The 19,169-nt window shown below is 38.8% G+C and carries 19 protein-coding genes and 1 pseudogene; 14 read left to right on the top strand and 6 right to left on the bottom strand.

The window, feature by feature from the left end:
- Nucleotides 1–100: 100 nt before the first annotated feature.
- Nucleotides 101–2,422 carry an NACHT domain-containing protein gene (locus NCWK1_RS29950; protein WP_222838807.1) on the bottom strand — a complete coding sequence of 774 codons (2,322 nt, stop codon included), beginning with the start codon at nucleotides 2,420–2,422 and terminating at the stop codon, nucleotides 101–103.
- 157 nt (nucleotides 2,423–2,579) lie between these two features.
- On the opposite strand from NCWK1_RS29950, the gene NCWK1_RS22645 reads away from it, so the two are divergent.
- Nucleotides 2,580–2,819, top strand: coding sequence for a hypothetical protein (locus NCWK1_RS22645; protein ID WP_103126265.1), 240 nt, complete (start codon nucleotides 2,580–2,582; stop codon nucleotides 2,817–2,819).
- A 6-nt stretch (nucleotides 2,820–2,825) separates the two neighbouring features.
- Here the strand turns inward: NCWK1_RS22645 and NCWK1_RS29215 are convergent, their stop codons facing one another.
- From NCWK1_RS29215 to NCWK1_RS22625, 4 genes are all read right to left on the bottom strand, one after another.
- A complete protein-coding gene (locus NCWK1_RS29215) occupies nucleotides 2,826–3,041 on the bottom strand; it encodes a hypothetical protein (protein ID WP_146034022.1) in 216 nt (71 codons plus the stop codon).
- Between the two features lie 184 nt (nucleotides 3,042–3,225).
- A complete protein-coding gene (locus tag NCWK1_RS22635; RefSeq protein ID WP_245894973.1) occupies nucleotides 3,226–5,151 on the bottom strand; it encodes a DNA methylase in 1,926 nt (641 codons plus the stop codon).
- Between the two features lie 569 nt (nucleotides 5,152–5,720).
- A complete protein-coding gene (locus NCWK1_RS22630) occupies nucleotides 5,721–6,140 on the bottom strand; it encodes a pepsin/retropepsin-like aspartic protease family protein (RefSeq protein ID WP_096576496.1) in 420 nt (139 codons plus the stop codon).
- Complete coding sequence (locus NCWK1_RS22625) at nucleotides 6,133–6,396, bottom strand: hypothetical protein (protein ID WP_096576498.1); 264 nt, start codon at nucleotides 6,394–6,396, stop codon at nucleotides 6,133–6,135. The genes NCWK1_RS22630 and NCWK1_RS22625 overlap by 8 nt, the downstream gene beginning before the upstream one ends.
- A 778-nt stretch (nucleotides 6,397–7,174) precedes the next feature.
- On the opposite strand from NCWK1_RS22625, the gene NCWK1_RS22620 reads away from it, so the two are divergent.
- Nucleotides 7,175–8,290 (top strand): hypothetical protein, encoded by a 1,116-nt coding sequence (locus NCWK1_RS22620; RefSeq protein ID WP_103126263.1) that lies wholly within the window; start codon nucleotides 7,175–7,177, stop codon nucleotides 8,288–8,290.
- Between the two features lie 60 nt (nucleotides 8,291–8,350).
- On the opposite strand, the gene NCWK1_RS22615 is transcribed toward NCWK1_RS22620, so the two are convergent.
- Nucleotides 8,351–9,769 carry a site-specific integrase gene (locus NCWK1_RS22615; protein WP_187308219.1) on the bottom strand — a complete coding sequence of 473 codons (1,419 nt, stop codon included), beginning with the start codon at nucleotides 9,767–9,769 and terminating at the stop codon, nucleotides 8,351–8,353.
- Nucleotides 9,770–9,879: 110 nt separating this feature from the next.
- On the opposite strand from NCWK1_RS22615, the pseudogene NCWK1_RS30625 reads away from it, so the two are divergent.
- The 12 genes and pseudogenes from NCWK1_RS30625 to NCWK1_RS22560 form a co-directional block, all read left to right on the top strand.
- Nucleotides 9,880–10,029 (top strand): annotated as a pseudogene (locus tag NCWK1_RS30625) (nitrogenase molybdenum-iron protein subunit alpha); the annotation flags it as partial.
- Between the two features lie 207 nt (nucleotides 10,030–10,236).
- Entirely contained in the window at nucleotides 10,237–11,775 is a 1,539-nt protein-coding gene (gene nifK / locus NCWK1_RS22610) for a nitrogenase molybdenum-iron protein subunit beta (protein ID WP_096576502.1), read from the top strand.
- 148 nt (nucleotides 11,776–11,923) lie between these two features.
- Nucleotides 11,924–12,241: a Mo-dependent nitrogenase C-terminal domain-containing protein gene (locus NCWK1_RS22605; RefSeq protein WP_103126262.1), complete on the top strand. Its 318-nt coding sequence runs from the start codon at nucleotides 11,924–11,926 to the stop codon at nucleotides 12,239–12,241.
- Nucleotides 12,242–12,815: 574 nt separating this feature from the next.
- Nucleotides 12,816–14,255, top strand: a complete 1,440-nt coding sequence (gene nifE / locus NCWK1_RS22600; RefSeq protein WP_103126261.1) for a nitrogenase iron-molybdenum cofactor biosynthesis protein NifE — start codon at nucleotides 12,816–12,818, stop codon at nucleotides 14,253–14,255.
- Entirely contained in the window at nucleotides 14,256–15,572 is a 1,317-nt protein-coding gene (gene nifN, locus NCWK1_RS22595; RefSeq protein WP_103126260.1) for a nitrogenase iron-molybdenum cofactor biosynthesis protein NifN, read from the top strand.
- A 91-nt stretch (nucleotides 15,573–15,663) separates the two neighbouring features.
- Entirely contained in the window at nucleotides 15,664–16,077 is a 414-nt protein-coding gene (gene nifX, locus NCWK1_RS22590; protein WP_096576510.1) for a nitrogen fixation protein NifX, read from the top strand.
- Nucleotides 16,074–16,550, top strand: coding sequence for a NifX-associated nitrogen fixation protein (locus NCWK1_RS22585; RefSeq protein ID WP_103126259.1), 477 nt, complete (start codon nucleotides 16,074–16,076; stop codon nucleotides 16,548–16,550). The genes nifX and NCWK1_RS22585 overlap by 4 nt, the downstream gene beginning before the upstream one ends.
- Before the next feature lie 253 nt (nucleotides 16,551–16,803).
- Nucleotides 16,804–17,001: a CCE_0567 family metalloprotein gene (locus NCWK1_RS22580; protein WP_103126258.1), complete on the top strand. Its 198-nt coding sequence runs from the start codon at nucleotides 16,804–16,806 to the stop codon at nucleotides 16,999–17,001.
- Nucleotides 16,998–17,315 (top strand): nitrogenase-stabilizing/protective protein NifW, encoded by a 318-nt coding sequence (gene nifW, locus NCWK1_RS22575; RefSeq protein WP_103126257.1) that lies wholly within the window; start codon nucleotides 16,998–17,000, stop codon nucleotides 17,313–17,315. Before NCWK1_RS22580 ends, nifW begins: the two co-directional genes overlap by 4 nt.
- Nucleotides 17,316–17,325: 10 nt before the next feature.
- On the top strand, nucleotides 17,326–18,126 hold the full coding sequence (locus tag NCWK1_RS22570) for a HesA/MoeB/ThiF family protein (RefSeq protein ID WP_103126256.1): 801 nt from the start codon (nucleotides 17,326–17,328) through the stop codon (nucleotides 18,124–18,126).
- A 137-nt stretch (nucleotides 18,127–18,263) separates the two neighbouring features.
- Nucleotides 18,264–18,635 carry a HesB/IscA family protein gene (locus NCWK1_RS22565; RefSeq protein ID WP_096576520.1) on the top strand — a complete coding sequence of 124 codons (372 nt, stop codon included), beginning with the start codon at nucleotides 18,264–18,266 and terminating at the stop codon, nucleotides 18,633–18,635.
- A gap of 183 nt (nucleotides 18,636–18,818) precedes the next feature.
- Complete coding sequence (locus tag NCWK1_RS22560) at nucleotides 18,819–19,118, top strand: 2Fe-2S iron-sulfur cluster-binding protein (protein WP_015114168.1); 300 nt, start codon at nucleotides 18,819–18,821, stop codon at nucleotides 19,116–19,118.
- The last annotated feature ends 51 nt before the right edge of the window (nucleotides 19,119–19,169 follow it).

The raw sequence follows: 19,169 nt of genomic DNA, 5'->3' as shown, positions 1-19,169 counted from the left end.
GTTTGCTTAGATTTTGGTTACTGTAAAACTGTAAATTTAAAAACTATTTTAATTGATATTTTTTAGATTAATATGAGACGGTTGGGCGATCGCTTCTATACTAATAAAACTGAGGTAACAACAAGTTTGTTTCAATATTATCTCGGACAGCACGAGTAACGTAGCAATCACTATTGATATATGTTATTAACAACCTATTTAATTCATGATACTCTTTAAGCAATTCTATTTCTTCCTGTTGAAAATTACGTTCATGGCAAGTTGCAGAGTCCTGAAAAAGCGCAAAATATAAAGCTTTAAGGGATGCCTGATAAGGAACAGCCGCAGAACGAGAATTAGCGTTTATTTGCCTCAAAAATTGATATAGTTTTTCGCTGTTATTATGCCTGATTATCTTTGTATCTATTGTCTGCTTCATAAGGCAGAATAGACGATCAGCACTTGGAAGCATACCTACTGTCAATAAAATTACTTCTCTCCAACGTTTTTCTGCCATATGCTTTACAAGATATTCAAATAATTCTTCCAATGCCTTTGGATCTGATGTGGTAACAACCTTTCTAGCTGCAAAATATTCATGAAAGGTTAAATGCGAAAAAGAATATATTCCTTTTGCTCGCTCTACCAGTAAGCCATGTTGTGCTTCAATGGACTTTAGGACAACTTCGCTATCTAAATATAAAGTTTTTGGATCAGTTCTGGCTTCAGGTAAATTCTGAATGTATTCCATTATGTATCTTTGAGCCTGTCTCTGTTTAAAAAAATAGTCTTTTTGATTGAATGTTACCCAGGCAATATGTGTTAGTAAATCCTCCTTTCTTGCTGTTGATAATTTTCTATAAACTTGATCACGCTCAATACTACGTTCAGCATCCCATTTTTTCAATAGAACAGCAATGCCTTCCTCGTAAAGTTCAGAACGATTAGTTGGAAAATCGGAAGATGTTTCAAATATTAAGCATAACAAAGTTAGTAATAGAGGATTAATAGCTAATTCTTTCACTGATTTCTGATTATTCAACTTTTGAATGAAGTTTTTACCTCTTGATGTATTTTTGCGTTGAAACCATTTTTGTGAAAATGTTTTGATTTGTTTGTCATCGAAATCCGCAACTTCCACATCTGTAAATTCTTTGAAACAATATTCTCTTGCAGCAATACGACAAGTAATAATAAAGTTATTAACGTAAATTCTACTTGGATATAATTTTGACAAAAAAATTAGACCTTGATCGTCATGTTTTAATATATCAGGTAATAAACTGTCTAAATCTTTTTTTAGGTTATTTATACCTGTCTTGATATTATATTGGTTTCTCTCTTTTTCACCAAAAAAATTATTTAATTTATTTATTTCTTCTACCAAAGATAAGCAATTCATATTTTCTATTAAATCAGCAATAAAAGAGCATATTCTACTACTCTCATAGTAGTTAGTATCAATATTGAGAGATTCCAATTCACTTATGATTTTCTTTCTTTTACTTATCAAGTAAGCTTGATCATTTCTAAAATCATCAGAAAAAGAATATAAACGTGAAAATGTTTCAACCTCTTTTATAACTCTTTTCCTATCTTCCTCTCTCACTTCATCTAATCCATCGAATAAAATTAAAAACCTGCCATTTTTTAAAATTTTAATAACTTTGTCTTCAGAAATATTCTGACAGGTGAGGAATTGATTAATAAAATCAATAAGACTAGGATAACCTTTGGCTTCAGCGAAATCTTTTAATGTAATGAAAATTGGTATTTTTTTAGATTGAAAATTGCCCCAGATGCACTGAATTGCAAGATATTTTAAAAATGTTGTTTTTCCTGCACCTGGTTTTCCTAATACCATTAGTTTAGAATATCGCTGGACTACATTTAAACCTGGGACTCTTTTCTCAACAATTGTGCTAAGTCCACAACGCTCAAAGTCATCTGACTCTGGATCAAAATTTTCGAGTAATTCGTTAAGTTCTAAACGTCTATTACCTGTGACTGTTTCTAAAACATTGACATCAGTATATATATCTTCTAAACCTATTGGTTGAGTCATATCCAGTACACGCATTTTTCCACATTGTTCTTGAATATCAGGTTGAATTTTACTCCGAATTTTTTCTACTAAAACATCAATTTCAGCTATTTCCTTAAAATCATTTTGACTAGATATTAATGTGACATCTTGGGCGACACTGATAATTTCTTCCCAACTTATACCTAAAGCCTTACAAATTCCAACAAAGTATCGTCTATCAACTGCTTTGCCGGTAAAAAATTTGTGAATCGGCTGAATATCGATCCCATTGATTACTGTCTTGCCTTCAATAACTACGTGTCCAGCTAGTTCATGACGACTCCAACCTTTATTTATCAGTGCTTTCTCTGCTTTCGCAATGCCAGTTTCAGTAGCCTTGAGTGATCGTTTTACCATAGCCAAAGTGTAAGTATAATGACAATTTTAGCAACTTCCACTCAACGCATATCAAACTCATACAAAAATCATATTACCTGAAACATTTTCACAGACTGAACTTCAACGTCAAGTTTCATAGAATTTAGATAACTTTAATTAATGAGGTAGTTTTCAGATGAACAACAAAATCACACATACTTTTCAACAAATATTTTTCACAGTTATTTTCCTTACTCTTCTCTCTGGCGGTTCTTCTGTTTTGCTAGCATCTCAAGGAAAACTCTTACCTGAGCAAACTCGTGTGTTTGAAATCTGCAACACGACCTGGAATATGGGAATTGGTGCTATTTTTGGACTTTTAGGTAGTAGAACAACTAATATCTTTCAATCAGAGCAGAAGCAAGACGAACAGTGAGCTTATTTAGCTATTTGGGTGTGAGTACGGATTAAGATAGATAGAGAGATCGCGTTCATGGCTCAATTTAGCGATCGCACTCCAAAAATCTGATTGAATTACCTTGATGGGCTGGCAATCGCACTCATGGCTAAAGTTAGCGATCGCTATGGTAAGCTTGGCGATCGCACCCAACAAACATAATTTAATTTCCTTGATGAGCGATGCGATCGCACTTAGCACTCAAAAACTAATTAAACTGTGCAATCTTCTATTAACAATCCCGGTACTTTGCTTAAAGCTTGATGATTGCGTGTTAATAACACTAATTTTCGAGATAGAGTGATGCTTTTGGTAGGCTACACCAACACACCAATCATACATAATAGGCGATCGCACTCACGCTCACTAAATCTCAAGTTTCAATTTAACTATCCAACTTTCTTAAAAAATCGGCAAGGACAGTTTTATCTTGAAATGTTGCCCGAATCGTATCATTATTGTTGTAATCAACAATAACTTCAAACCTCTCAAAATTACCATCAGGGCTATCAATATTAAGTGTATTTAACTCCATAAGTGCGTTATCAATACTCTCAAACTCATATCTCACTCCAAAAAGTGGCAGGATAACTATTTTAGTAATGTAACGCTCAAGACTATTTCGGAGCGTTGTCATAAAAATGTCTACTTCTTTTTGAGAAACTTGCATTAACGCTTGTCTCAGAGTTTCCTTGTCTGAGCTACTAAGACTCGCTAATCTCTTTGATGCTGTTGTATACAGATCATCAGGAGTGTCTTCGTCAAAAGCAACATCAAAATCAATTGTTTTAAATGCTGAAACTACATCTTTGTAAGGAATATAAATAACTGCAAAACCATTATTTTTGAGTTGTTCTAACGCTGGTTTTGTAAAGTCTCCTGCTAATACTACCCCATAGAATGGGGCTGACAGATGATGAAGCTCAATAATCGGTAATATCGCTCCTTGTATTTCTTGAGCTTTGTTTTTGGAGTGTTTTGTATATCTCCGCCATGCTGACTCAATAAATGCAACTGGTCTACCCAGTTTCTCATCTGTACCATCAACTTCAATAACAAAATCTAAATCGTGTTTATTACCATATTTATCTTCCCAAGTAACTTTTTTTCCAGTTCTGGCTGGACGCGCTTTTTGCGAATCGAGATAATAATTTTTGGTTTGAGCAAACTGCTGTAATCGGGGCTTGAGAATATCATCTAAAACAATATCCTCTAGAAGTTTTCCTAGTGCTTGACCAAATTTATGTGATGGTGACTGTGCCATAATTTTGCTTTCTATCCAAAGTCTGCCTTCATGGAGTGGAACATCATGTTTTCTGTTTTTCCACTTGACATTTCGTTGTCTTATTTGCTCAAAAGACCAGTTATCAAAACCTGCTGCGATCGCTAATTTTCCTAACCACTTCTCTACAGGAACATACACACCATAAGGGGCTGAATCTCCCACCACAATGCAAATTTGGCAATCATCTGTTGCAACTCTACGTAGAGCGTGGAATACTTGTGCCATATCAGAAAAATAAGCAGCAATCATTGTATGATATGCTTTATTTCCACCCTTAGTCCCTCGAACTGCTTCTAACTCTTTACAAACAGGTATTAGTTCATCTTTGATTGGTTCAATAACAGATTCATCTATCAGAGTATCTAAGCTAAGTTTTTCTTTAGAAACGTGTTGTGAACTTGAGCGTATCAAGAACTTACGCACTGTTTCATGTAAATCTCCCCAAGAATTAACTTCACCCCAAAAAGTCATTTCCAGACGTGTTGCATCTGCATAATCATAATTATTTGCATAGGGTGGAGATGAGATGACTAAATCAATTGAGTTATTTGGAATACCTGCTAAATTTCTAGCGTCACCTTGAATAAGATTAGCTCGGCTGACTCTTGTAAAAGACTGCATATAAAGCATATCTTCTTGCATGAGAGAAACTTGCTTATCTAGTGCATCAAAAGGTTCATAAATTTTGACTTTTCGTTTATTTGGGAGAATGTATTGCCATTGTGCCGTACCTACATAACTTGATGAGCGTAAAATAGCGCAAACTGCCAAAAAAATGAGAAATTGTAAATCTTTAGATAAGGTTGGAGCAATTTCTAGATATGCTTGCCTGATTTTTAAAAGATTTATCAATGTTTCTTCTGTATAACACTTGTTTAATAAGAGGGGAATATTTTCAGGTAATTTTAGTTTTAAGTTCGCCGCAAAATTTTTAATTTCAATGATTGCTGCCAAAAAATCATAAATATCTACATTCCATGAAAGCTTTCCTTTAGCAAGTCGATAAACAAAAGGATGAGCTTCCACAGCATAAGAACTAACACCCAACTGATCAGCAACAATACAAGCAGTACCGGAGCCTGCAAATGGATCAAGAATAGTTTGAGGTTCTAACTCTTTAATTAATTGTTCAACCCAAGCAGCAGAAAAACCAGCAGAATAACGAAACCACCGATGAATTGGTAATTTCATATTGTCAGTGAAAGTTCCTGCTCTTTCTCTAACAATTTTTGCTAGATCAGCATCTACGTCGAACAGAGGAAGTTGAGAGGAATTAGTCATTAATAAACGGGATGAAATTTGTTGTTGTGGCTCAGTAAGGGAAAGCCAAAGCAGTCTTTGAGTCATTGATATATAGACTTAGTGTAAGCGATCGCATAACTTCGCCTGTATAATTCCTTAATTATGTACTTATCTGCTTTCTTTTAGGATAAGGCTTTAAATAAGCATATCTACGCTTACTTAAATGTTTCGCTAGTTCAGCAAGCCCACATTGAAGATAAAAAACCATTGGTAATCTGTACAGCATTGAAGCGATCGCTTTTTTGTTAAAATATTGTTAAGCAGAGATATAAAACAGTAGTCAAGCTAATCATTTACTTTCTTCTTGGACTTACCTCAAAAGCCAAATCAGCACGGTAGAAACACACATCAAACTCTATAAAGAAATTCATGTGTCCGAGTATCAGAGGTGCTTCTGTTGATTTTGTCCAAGCAAATGCAAGTAACACAGGAGTCAATTCTGCAACTGTTGCGGATAATATTAATCCCCGTGCTTCGAGTTGCGCTAAATTCCCAGTTAACTGAATTGGAACCGTTTGTTCTTCCCAAACTGCTCCTAGTTGCAAACCAATTTCATAAGGTAATACATTTACACTTGCTCCTGTATCCAGCAAACCCATAACTTCGATAGACTGGTTTTTATAAGCCAAAGTCAAGGGTAAATACGGCATAGTGCTAGAAAAACCCAGAACATTACTACGTTCTATGAAAGGAAATCTTTTACCTTCAAGCATAACCTTCCTGTTTTTTTGCATCAGCAAGAAGCACAGATAATGTCTGCGCGGCTTCGTGAGCTTCATAGGGAGACCATACAACTGCTTCTGTAGATTCGAGTTGTTTCAGTAGCGCGTTTTCCTGTTCTTGATTGTCAGTAGATTCTAGATCGCATCCTTCTTCCTTCGCCACTTCTAGCAAAAGAAAATGGATGAGGCGTAATTTGTCTTGATGGGATAGTTTACTAACAGTTTGTAACAAATCATTTAGAAGCATATTCTAAATTATTAATAGTAACAATTGAAGTTAGTTTAACGCTAATGGAGTTTTTTTAGTAGATGAGTTTATTCTATGCTTTGTGGAGTTGCGATCGCCTGTAGATATACTTTCTTTTTCCTCTGACTTTTCTTGAAGCGATCGCACTTTACCATCTGTAATTATCAGTGAGCGATCGCCTGTAGATATACTTTCTTTTTGTTCAGCATTTCTTGAGGTGATAGCACTTTACCATCTGTAATTATCAGTGAGCGATCGCTGGTAAATCTACTTTCTTTTTACTCTAGTATTATTGAGGCGATCGCACTTTAACATCTGTAATTCTCAGCAAGCGATCGCCTGTAGATAAACTTTCTTTTTGACTCCAGCATCTATTGAAGCGATCGCACTTTATCATCTCTAATTTTCAGCCTGAGATCGCCTGTGAACATACTTCTTTTTCGTACAGCATTAATTGAAGCGATCGCACTTTACTATATATAGTTATCAGCAAGCGATCGCCTGTAAATATACTTTCTTTTTAGCCCAGCATCTATTGACGTTATCGCATTTTACTATGTTTACAAGCCAAGCATTTACTCCAACGTTTCGCAGATATAATTCTAGAGTAATTACGTATACTCTCTAATAAAAAATGTGGCTATGATTAATAGAACGTTTTTGTTTAAGGACAGATTTGTATTAAAACGCATCAATCACCTTGATTATTTTGTTGTTCAAGCTACAAGAATAGGATTAATTTCTAGTAACACTCAAACTTATATAAAAACCAAAATCAATGCTGAGAACATTTGTCTCTTTTGATTCATCAACTATTAATTTTGATACATTACAACAAATATACTCTACAAACAATCAACTCCAGCAAGTTGAGCAAAACCTCTGTATTTTTGAGTTTGATGCCATAACATTTACTCATGTCTTAATGTTATTAGGGCAAAATCAAGATAGATTTGGTTATAATCTTTTTTTATATATTAATACAGTAGTGCCTTTATTTAATGGTTCAAGTATATCTATTAATGGATTCATAATTATTGGTCAAGGTTCTTCAGACTTTAAAAAACGTTTGTCTGAAGATTTGGGAGTTGCCATATCCTCTTTACTTATGAATCAATCTTTTAATATTAGATGGGAAACTATTAGTCAAATACCTCAAAATAGAAAGTTATCCAAAAAAACTCCTGACTTTTTGGGATTCGATATAAATGATGAAAGATACATTTACGAATCAAAAGGAACAACCCAGCCGCAAAATGTTGAAATAGCTATGACTAAAGCACTAGAACAATCAAAAGCTTATCCAGAACCCGCTAGAGGAAAATTTGCAATTGTTTCGTACTTTCCAACAGGAGACAAAAGTATGCCACCGTTCACATTTATTGCAGATCCTCCAATTTCTAATATTTTTCTGCCTGAAAAAGATAACTCAATATTATTACATTACACCTGTGTTCTCAGCTTTGTTGGCTTAGACACTACTTTGCGAGCCTATGAAACTTTGCTCGCAGAAAAATTTAGATTAGATAGGCAAGATTACCAAGAACGAGTTTTAGAGCGATTTCCAAGGAATCTGGGTCTTCAACGTTTTTTAGATCCACTTATACAAACTTTTGAACAAGAAAGGCTAACGAAAGAGACTATTACATGGGAAAATAGAACTTATATTGGAAGATATTTAGAAGTTCCTGATGGTAGAACTCGTCTATTTATGGGTGTTCATTTGGAGACAATAGAGCAGATTATTCGACTTGATACCAACATCCAGGAAATTCAAAATACAAGAGTTCGAGAGGGTGAAGAAGAAATCAGTATTTTTTCTGACGGAACAATTTTAAAACTTCAGACACCTGATGCTGACAATAAACTTTTTCCCACCAAATGGACTAAATAACTATGTAGTAGATTGCGTTTTAGAACAGCATAATACATCACATCAAGTTTATAAGCAAATTTAACTTTGCTTATAAACAATCTCCATCTTTAACTTCTCAATCTCCAGCTTTAACTTTTCATTCTCCATCCTCAACCTAGCATTTTCTTCCCTAATTAACTCCATCTCATTCCTCTTAGTCAAAGCCTGATTAATTGCCAACTTCCGCATATCTAGCGAAAACCAACGCTGATAGGTTTGGGTGTGAACTTGCATACTATGTCCTAAATTATCGGCTGCTGCTTTGATTGGTATACCTAAAATATGCGCTCGAATTGCCCAAGCGTGACGTAAATCGTAAGGCTTGAAATCTAAGCCGATTTTGCGGAACCACCAACTTACTCGTTGTGTTAATGCAGTTATCTCTGCATGATTATTTTTATCTTTTTTACTAATTGCCGTTGCCAACATTTCTAAATATTTAGGATTTCTTAAATCAAATTCATCAATCCATTCTTTATGTAATGGTAATGCTTGTCTTTCGCCAGTTTTACACTCTTTATCTACCTTCCATGTTAAGTCTGTATTTTCTTTACTCAACCACCAATCAATATCAGGATTGATAAAAATTTCTCTGGGACGTAAACCAAATACGGCTAACATTCCATACGTCCATCGCCAAAGTTGCCAGCTATCTTTTACATCTTGATTAACTTGATTGCCTCTACTATTTAAATAGTCTTCAAATTTAGTAATTCCTGATAGTATTTCGGCATCTGTAGGGATGTTGCGGGAATTGCGATCGGGCATTTTGGCATATTTAGACAAATCAATTTCTATATTGAATGTCTGGCAAAAAGCAGATATGGCTCTAGTGGCATTATATCTAGCCCATTCCTTATCGATTTGTTCAATTGAATTAATGAGATTTTCCGCAGTGGCTAAATCTTGAGGATTAGTGTATCGCTGGGTGCGGGAAAAATAATAGAAAAATGTGTGTTCACTTTTCGTTGTCCGTTTATGCGTTTTAAAATATTCATCCTCGAATTTTTCCAGTAACTCACCTATAGTTTTGACATCTTTTTTCGTAGCTTCTTTGCCTAGATATTTATCGTTCCATTCAAAGGTTTTACGAGCGATTAATTTGCCTAATTCATAAGCTTCTTCCTCAGCCGTCTTGAGTCCATCCAAGTTGGCGGGAATATTCAAACTAATATTGTATTGCTTTCTGCCAGTGCCGTTGCTGTCTTTGTCGCCGGGTTTAATTGGTAATGTTGCCCGTAATTGCAGACTTCCGTTTGATTCCCGAATTGATACTTTTGTTTTTGCAGACTTTAAACGCAGATTTACTTTCTCTAGTTCTTGTAATACTTTTGCTCTCATGTGTTCTCTTTGCTGCTGTGCTTGCAGACTTGAGCCAAGAAAACTGCCGTCGGTAGATGAAAGTGGCTCTAAATCTGCAAAGGCTTGCTGATATTTGTCTTTACCCTGATTTTGCATCGCTGTGGTATTAGCCTATATTTAGCCTAAAATTTAATGTGTTATCAGCGAACAATGTTTAAAACTAACACTGTTTAACGTAAACATTTCGCTGCTAAAAGCCATTAAACCACAAAAAGGATTACTCCGGCCCTTATCACGGTTATGACGGATTTGCTATCTTCGCTCGTGATATGGACTTAGCACTCAACAGCCCAACTTGGAGCTTGATTGGCGCACCTTGGAAGAAAGCTGCTACCAAAGCTAAGGCTGCTGCTTAATTCATCCCCAAGAATAAAACGGATAGCCTGGGGTTTTTAGCCCCAGGAACCCAGGGAAGAATGGTGAATGCTGAATGCTGGATGAAGACTTTTATTCATTATTCATGATTCATCACTCGTGACTCCCCAGGAGAGGAGCGGAATTCCCCCAGGCTCTCCCAACACTTCAATTACTACACCAACCAGCAAGCGTAGAGAGACAGACAAATGCCACAGAATCCTGACAGAATTGTAGACCACGTTGATCTATTCAAACAGCCAGAATACACCGAGCTATTTGAAAACAAGAGAAAGAACTTTGAAGGCGCACATCCTCCTGAAGAAGTTGAAAGAGTTTCTGAATGGACAAAATCTTGGGATTACCGGGAAAAGAACTTCGCTCGTGAAGCTTTAACCATCAACCCCGCTAAAGGTTGTCAACCTGTAGGCGCAATGTTCGCGGCTTTAGGTTTTGAAGGTACTCTTCCCTTCGTTCAAGGTTCTCAAGGTTGTGTGGCTTACTTCCGTACACACCTCAGCCGTCACTATAAAGAGCCTTGCTCCGCAGTTTCTTCTTCCATGACAGAAGACGCAGCAGTATTTGGTGGCTTGAACAACATGATTGAAGGTATGCAAGTTTCATACCAACTGTACAAGCCTAAGATGATTGCTGTTTGCACCACCTGTATGGCTGAAGTTATCGGTGATGACTTGGGTGCGTTCATCACCAACTCTAAGAATGCTGGTTCTATTCCTCAAGACTTCCCAGTACCTTTCGCTCACACCCCCAGCTTCGTTGGTTCCCACATCACTGGTTACGACAACATGATGAAGGGAATTCTATTGAACCTGACAGAAGGCAAGAAAACAGCTACCAGCAACGGCAAAATCAACATCATCCCTGGTTTTGATACATACGTTGGTAACAACCGCGAAGTTAAGCGGATGTTGAACATTATGGGTGTTGACTACACCATTCTGTCTGACAGCAGCGACTACTTTGATTCACCCAACACTGGTGAATTTGATATGTACCCAGGTGGTACAAAGCTGGAAGATGCTGCTGATTCTATCAACGCTAAGGCAACAGTAGCTCTCCAAGCTTACACCACACCCAAAACCCGTGAGTATATCTCTACTCAATGGAAGCAAGAAACAAAAGTTCTACGTCCTTTTGGTGTTAAAGGTACTGACGAATTCTTGACTGCGATCGCTGAATTGACTGGTAAAGCGATTCCTGAAGAGTTAGAAATCGATCGCGGTCGTTTAGTTGATGCTATCACCGATTCCTACGCTTGGATTCATGGTAAGAAGTTCGCTATTTACGGCGATCCTGACTTGATCATCTCCATCACCAGCTTCTTGTTAGAAATGGGTGCAGAGCCTGTACACATCCTCTGCAACAACGGTGATGAAACCTTCAAGAAAGAAATGGAAGCTATTCTCGCAGCTAGTCCATTCGGTAAAGAAGCTAAAGTTTGGATTCAAAAAGACTTGTGGCACTTCCGTTCCTTGTTGTTCACAGAACCCGTAGACTTCTTCATCGGTAACTCCTACGGTAAGTACCTGTGGCGCGATACCAAAATCCCAATGGTGCGGATTGGTTATCCTCTGTTCGATCGCCACCACTTACACCGCTATGCTACCCTCGGCTACCAAGGTGGTCTAAACATCCTCAACTGGGTTGTTAACACTCTGTTGGATGAAATGGATCGCAACACCAACATCACTGGTAAGACCGATATCTCCTTCGACTTGATTCGCTAGAAATGGCGACAATACCATAGCTTGTTTGTTAAAAACAGCTAAGTAAGTCAAAAGGTAAAGGGCAAAGGTAAAACACTTACTCTTTTGCCTTTTGACTTTTTACCTTTTACTTTTCAACCTACCTATCTCTTGATTCAGCATCTCTATTATGGACAGCATCAATCACACTCACTCTCACGTTAATTACCATCCACCTAACTATAAAAAGTCTCCTGTACTTAATCCCTTACGTCGTTTGGTGGACGGAATTCAAGTTAAAAATAATCGCTTCGCTCATGTAATATGCCAGGTAATTCCTTGCTGTTGTCCTTTTGAGCGAAATATTAGTTTATTTGGGAAGAGTCTCCATATTCCACCTTTGTGTAAGCTGAATCCTCTCTATGATGAGTTTGTTGGTTTGCGTTTTCGGGCTTTGTCTTACCTCGCTGATGAATGTGGTGAGGATGTGACAAGGTACATTTGCTAATTATTAGCGGCTCAAAATTACTCATTACTGATTAAATCTCACCTGAGAATAGGGGTTTGGGGCTATTTCTAAAAATATATTTGTGTAGTTATATAAATGTCTCACCCCAAAATCAGGTAAAAAATGGCAGGAAAGAAAATTTTTTATCCTTCGTAGTGAAGAATACTTTTAACTTTCTTGTAAAAGTCGATGTTATAGAAATGAATTACTGATGCACATGGGGAATTGTGTGTCGGGTATGGAAAAGATTTTTGCAGGAAGTTTTTGTAACAGTTAACAGTAATCAGTGAATTTATAGGTGATTATTGTTAACTGGTTTTTCTCAAGTAGGATTTAACGAACCACAAAGGACGCTAAGGACACGAAGGAATTAAGAGGATGTCTGAAAGCTTTTTAAGATTTATAGATCCCCCTAAATCCCCCTTAAAAAGGGGGACTTTGAGATATTTTCCCCCCTTAAAAAGGGGGGCTAGGGGGGATTAAGATTTCTCATACATCCTTTAAGAGTTTCAGTTAATTCCTATCAATAATTTTTGTCGAACCACAGAGGCGCGGAGAACACAGAGGAAGAGAGATGAATACCCAGAAGAAGGTTAATGAACTGCTGAATGAGTCGGGATGCGAACATAATCAGCAGAAGAAGGGCGAGAAGAAGAATAAGTCTTGTACGCAACAAGCGCAACCTGGGGCGGCTCAAGGTGGTTGTGCTTTTGATGGGGCGATGATTGCTCTGGTTCCAATTACTGATGCGGCGCATTTGGTTCACGGCCCGATCGCCTGTGCTGGTAATTCTTGGGGTAGTCGTGGTAGTCTCTCTTCTGGCCCTCAACTTTACAAGATGGGTTTCACTACCGACATGACTGAAAATGATGTGATTTTCGGTGGTGAAAAGAAGCTCTACAAGGCAATTTTAGAAATTCATCAGCGTTATAATCCCACGGCTGTATTTGTTTATGCTACTTGTGTGACAGCGTTGATTGGCGATGATATCAATGCTGTTTGCAAGGCGGCGGCTGAAAAAATTGGTACTCCTGTTGTCCCGGTGATTGCGCCGGGATTTATTGGTAGTAAGAATTTGGGGAACCGTTTTGGCGGTGAAGCTTTATTAGATTATGTTGTCGGGACAGCAGAACCGGAGTTCACAACCCCCTATGATATAAACTTGATCGGCGAATACAATATCGCCGGGGAAATGTGGGGAGTCCTGCCTTTATTTGAAAAATTAGGCATCCGCGTACTATCCAAAATCACGGGTGATGCTCGTTATCAAGAAATTTGTTACGCTCACCGTGCCAAGTTGAACGTGATGATTTGTTCGCGGGCTTTGCTCAATATGGCGAGAAAGATGGAGGAGCAATATGGGATTCCCTACATTGAAGAGTCTTTTTATGGCATTGATGATATAAATCGTTGTTTGCGGAATGTGGCTGCTAAGTTGGGCGATCCTGATTTGCAAGAGCGTACAGAAAAGCTGATTGCGGAAGAAACTGCGGCTTTGGATATCGCCTTAGCTCCTTATCGCGCCCGACTCAAGGGTAAGCGTGTGGTTCTGTATACTGGCGGTGTGAAAAGTTGGTCAATTATCTCCGCCGCTAAGGATTTGGGGATAGAAGTTGTGGCTACTAGCACCCGCAAGAGTACAGAGGAAGATAAGGCAAAAATCAAACGCTTGCTCGGTACAGAAGGCATGATGCTAGAAAAAGGCAATGCTCAGGAGTTGTTGCAATTAGTACGTGACACAAACGCTGATATGTTGATTGCGGGTGGTCGTAACCAATACACAGCCCTAAAAGCGCGGATTCCTTTCCTCGACATCAACCAAGAACGTCATCATCCGTATGCTGGGTATGTGGGAATGTTAGAGATGGCACGAGAGTTATACGAAGCCCTCCACAGCCCCATCTGGGATCAAATTCGTAAGCCTGCGCCTTGGGATGAAGAAGCAGGGACTTTAAATAATTTTAGTTTGTCAGCAGAAGATATGTTTTCTGCGTCAATAGAAGAGGTATTTTAGATGGCGATCGTTACTGTCCCCGAAAAATCAGTTGCAGTTAATCCCCTCAAACAAAGCCAAGCTTTAGGTGCATCCCTCGCCTTTTTGGGATTGAAGGGAATGATACCTCTATTCCACGGTTCTCAAGGGTGTACCGCCTTTGCCAAAGTTGTGCTTGTACGGCATTTTCGGGAAGCTATTCCCCTAGCCACTACAGCCATGACTGAAGTAACTACGATTTTGGGTGGCGAAGAGAATGTGGAACAGGCTCTTCTCACGTTGGTTGAGAAGGCCAAGCCAGAAATTATCGGTTTGTGTACCACTGGATTAACCGAAACCAGAGGCGATGATATTGAACGCTTCTTGAAGGATATCCGCGATCGCCATCGGGAATTAGACCACATCCCCGTTATATTTGCACCAACACCAGATTTTAAAGGTGCATTACAAGATGGTTTTGCTACTGCTGTGGAAAGCATCGTTAAAGAAATTCCCCAAGCAGGCGGGATCAGAAGCGAACAAGTCACAATCTTGGCTGGTTCTGCTTTTACCCCAGGCGACTTACAAGAAATCAAAGAGATTGTCACTGCTTTTGGATTAGAACCTATCTTCGTACCTGACCTCGGAGCTTCTTTAGATGGTCATTTAGAAGATAACTATACCCCCGTCACAGGTAGCGGTACTAGTGTGAAACAACTACGACAAGTAGGTTGTTCTGCTTTCACCATCGCTTTGGGTGAAAGTATGCGGGGTGCTGCCAAGATTCTGGATGAGCGGTTTAACATTCCCTATGAAGTGTTTGGTGAACTGACTGGACTGGAAGCAGTCGATGAGTTCTTGCAAGCACTATCGATTTTGAGCAGCAACCCAGTACCCGAAAAGTACCGTCGGCAACGTCGCCAATTGCAAGATGCAATGCTTGATACGCACTTTTATTTTGGTGCAAAACGAGTATCTTTAGCTCTAGAGCCTGATTTGTTGTGGGGTACAGTGCGCTTCTTGCAATCGATGGGAACACAAATTCACGCTGCTGTGACCACAACGCGATCGCCTTTACTTGAAAAACTCCCCATTAAGAGTGTCACCATCGGCGATTTAGAAGACTTTGAAGAACTAGCAGTAGGTTCTGACTTACTAATTGGTAATTCTAACGTGGGGGCGATCGCAAAACGTCTGTCGATACCTCTTTATCGTTTAGGCTTGCCCATTTACGACCGTTTAGGAAATGGTCTATTTACAAAAGTTGGCTATCGCGGCACGATGGAGCTTTTGTTCGGCATGGGCAACCTCTTTTTAGAAGCTGAAGAAGAGAGAGTAAAACACTTTTTCAATGATTAGAAATTGGGGAATTGGGAGTAGGGAATAGGGAGTAGTGAATTTCTACTCCCCACTCCCCACTCCCCACTCCCTACACAAGTAGGAGAACAGAATGAAAATTGCCTTTACAACCAGTGACCATATTCATGTTAATGCTCACTTTGGCTGGGCGAGAGAAATTGATGTCTACGAAATCGATGCAGAAGGATATCAATTTTTACAAACTCTCAACTTTGAGGGTGAGTTAAAAGAAGATGGTAACGAAGATAAAATCACACCCAAACTTGATGCACTGGTTGACTGTGCAATTGTTTATGTGACAGCAATTGGTGGTACTGCTGCTGCCAAGTTAATAAAAAAAGGTGTTACCCCAGTTAAAGCCCGCACCGAAGAAGAAAAAATTGAAGAGTTGCTCACTAAATTAGTCCAAACTCTTAAAGGGAATCCTCCACCTTGGTTGCGGAAAGCTCTACAACCAAAAACCAAAACCTTTACAGATGATATTGAGAACGAAGCAACTGTATGACCGCAGATAATACTGTTAACGGAACTACTAGTCTCGCCGCCTTAAACTCTCCCTTCATTAAGGCTTTAATCCTACAAATTAGAGGTCAAGATAGTTACGGATTTTACCGTAATTGGTCAGATGAATTAATCCTCAAAGCTTTCGTCGTTCCCAAAAAAAAGAAACGCGAAATTCCTATTGAAGGTGAAGTTGATGCCGCAACACAAGCCCGGATATTAGTATTTTTCCGAGCTATTGCTGCCAGAATCGAACAAGAAACTAATCTGATATCTCAGGTTGTAGTTAACATCAACCATGAGGGCTTCGGCTGGGCGTTAGTCTTTTCTGGACGGCTTTTGCTAACAGTTAAAACCTTAAGAGATGCTCATCGTTTCGGTTTTGAATCTCTAGAAAAGTTAGCAGAAGAAGGCGAAACTTTTGTCCAAAAAGGATTGGATTTAGTTAACCGTTTTCCAGAAGTAGGAAAGCTATAACTTTTCGTCATTAGTCATTAGTTGTTCGTTATTTTAACCCCTCTCCAAACCTCTCCCCCAAAGGGAGAGAGGCTTTGAAACTCTGAATTTTTTGTTAAAAACACAGAATATTTTTGCCCCTCTCCGCGTCGGAGCGAAAAGTTTGCGCGTCCGGGTTTCCCGGCGCAAAACTTTTCAAGACAGAGGGGTTGGGGAGAGGTTTATCAAAGTCACGCTTATTTACAAATGACAAATGACAAAGGACAAATAACCAATGACAATCGAGGAATTGAAAACTCAAATTAAACGCCTCAACAGCAAAGCAGGTCAAATGAAAATGGATCTGCATGATTTAGCAGAAGGTCTACCAACAGATTACAAAACACTTATGGATGTTGCGGCGGCAACTTATGAAATATATCGTCAACTTGATGAGTTAAAGCAGCAGCTAACAGAATTGGAGGCTAAATGAGTAAAACTATTGATGAATTCAAAAAAATAAGTGATGCTGAAGAATATTTTCAATTCTTTGAGCTAGATTATGACCAAAAAATTGTCAATATAAATCGTCTCCATATATTGAAAAAATTCTCGCAATATATCCAAGAGATAGATAATAATTCTGCTGATTTAAATGCAGAAGAAAAGCTCAATCAATATTGCTTGGCTTTGCAAAAAGCATATCAAGTATTTCTCGAATCAACACCCCAAGAACAAAAGGTGTTCAAAGTCTTTAAAGACAAGCCAAAAAATGTAATTACGCTGACAGAACTCTCTTCTGATTAGGAGGTAAATAGTGGTTAACCTAACTCCTACCGAGTTAGAACGTTATAGTCGCCAAATGATGCTGCCTAATTTTGGCGAAGCGGCTCAGAAGCGCCTGAAGTCAGCGACAGTATTGGTGACAGGTGTGGGGGGATTAGGTGGTACAGCCGCGCTTTACTTAGCAGTAGCAGGCGTTGGCAAGCTAATTCTAGTCCGGGGTGGCGATTTGCGCCTTGATGATATGAATCGTCAGATTCTGATGACGGATGATTGGGTAGGTAAGCCAAGAGTATTTAAGGCTAAAGAAACCTTACAAGCCATCAATCCTGATATCGAAATCGAGGCGGTTCATGACTACGTTACCGCAGAGAATGTAGATTCTTTGGTACAGTCCGCAGATATGGCACTGGACTGCGCTCATAATTTTACAGAACGCAATTTGTTGAATGCGGCTTGTGTACGCTGGCGAAAACCAATGGTAGAAGCTGCAATGGATGGGATGGAGGCTTATCTGACAACGATTATTCCCGGTGTCACGCCTTGTTTATCTTGTCTGTTTCCCGAAAAGCCTGATTGGGATCGGCGTGGTTTCTCGGTGCTAGGTGCTGTTTCTGGCACATTGGCTTGTTTAACAGCCTTAGAAGCAGTCAAGCTAATTACTGGTTTCAGTCAGCCTTTATTGTCGCAATTGCTGACAATAGACTTTAACCGGATGGAATTTGCCAAGCGTCGTTCATACCGCGATCGCTCTTGTCATGTTTGCGGTAATAATGCGCCTTGGAGATACGCGCAATCTCCATCAATGGAAACCACCAGTAATTTTACAACTTAATAAGTATTTTGTCCTTGGTCATTTGTCCTTTGTCTTTTGTATTTACAAATGACTAATGACTAATGACAAAGGACAATTATCACAAAAATTCCAAATTCTAGATTAGAACAATCAATCGCTACAGATCAGGAGATTGAATGACTGTTACTTTAACAGAAAAAGCAGAATTTCGTTTGCGGGCTTTCCTGCGAGGTTCCGGTTCCGATGAGAATAGTGCAACTAAAGGTATCCGCATCTCTGTCAAAGGTGGTGGTTGCAATGGCTATGAATATGGCATGGATGTCACTAGCCAACCCCAACCAGATGATTTAGTAATCCAGCAAGGTAGTGTGCTGGTTTATGTGGATGCCAAAAGTGCGCCCTTGTTAGAAGGAATCGTGATCGATTTTGTCGAAGGGATGGTAGAAAGTGGTTTCAAATTTACCAACCCCAATGCAACTAGTACCTGCGGTTGTGGCAAATCTTTCCAAGCAGGAGACTGTACGCCAACTGGTGTTCCTTGCAGCTAAAAGATTCTTCTTTTAGTTTCAAATCAACCATAGAGGCTTTCCGTAAACGTACTCCACGCCAAATGTCAGAGACACTCGCAATCACTCATCAAATGCAGTGTCTTCCTATTCATAGTTTCTCGAAGAGGAGACTGACACACTTCGAGAATTAACCGAACCGTAAAATTGAGGAGAATCGGAAAAATGGCTACCTATCAAGTAAGATTAATCAACAAAAAAGAAGACCTCGACACCACAATTGAAATTGACGAAGAAACTACAATTTTAGACGGAGCAGAAGAAAATGGTATTGAGTTACCTTTTTCTTGCCATTCAGGTTCTTGCTCTAGCTGTGTAGGCAAAGTTACTGAAGGTGAAGTTGATCAATCTGATCAAATCTTTTTGGATGATGAGCAAATGTCCAAAGGATTTGCTCTATTGTGCGTTACCTATCCTCGCTCTAACTGCACAATCAAAACACACCAAGAACCTTACCTCGTTTAATTAGTGGTTTAGTTGCTATTCATAGCAATCAATAAAAGTATGAAAGGTCAG

Source organism: Nostoc cycadae WK-1 (assembly GCF_002897135.1).
GTDB lineage: Bacteria > Cyanobacteriota > Cyanobacteriia > Cyanobacteriales > Nostocaceae > Nostoc_B.
This window is presented reverse-complemented; position numbering and strand designations above follow the sequence as displayed.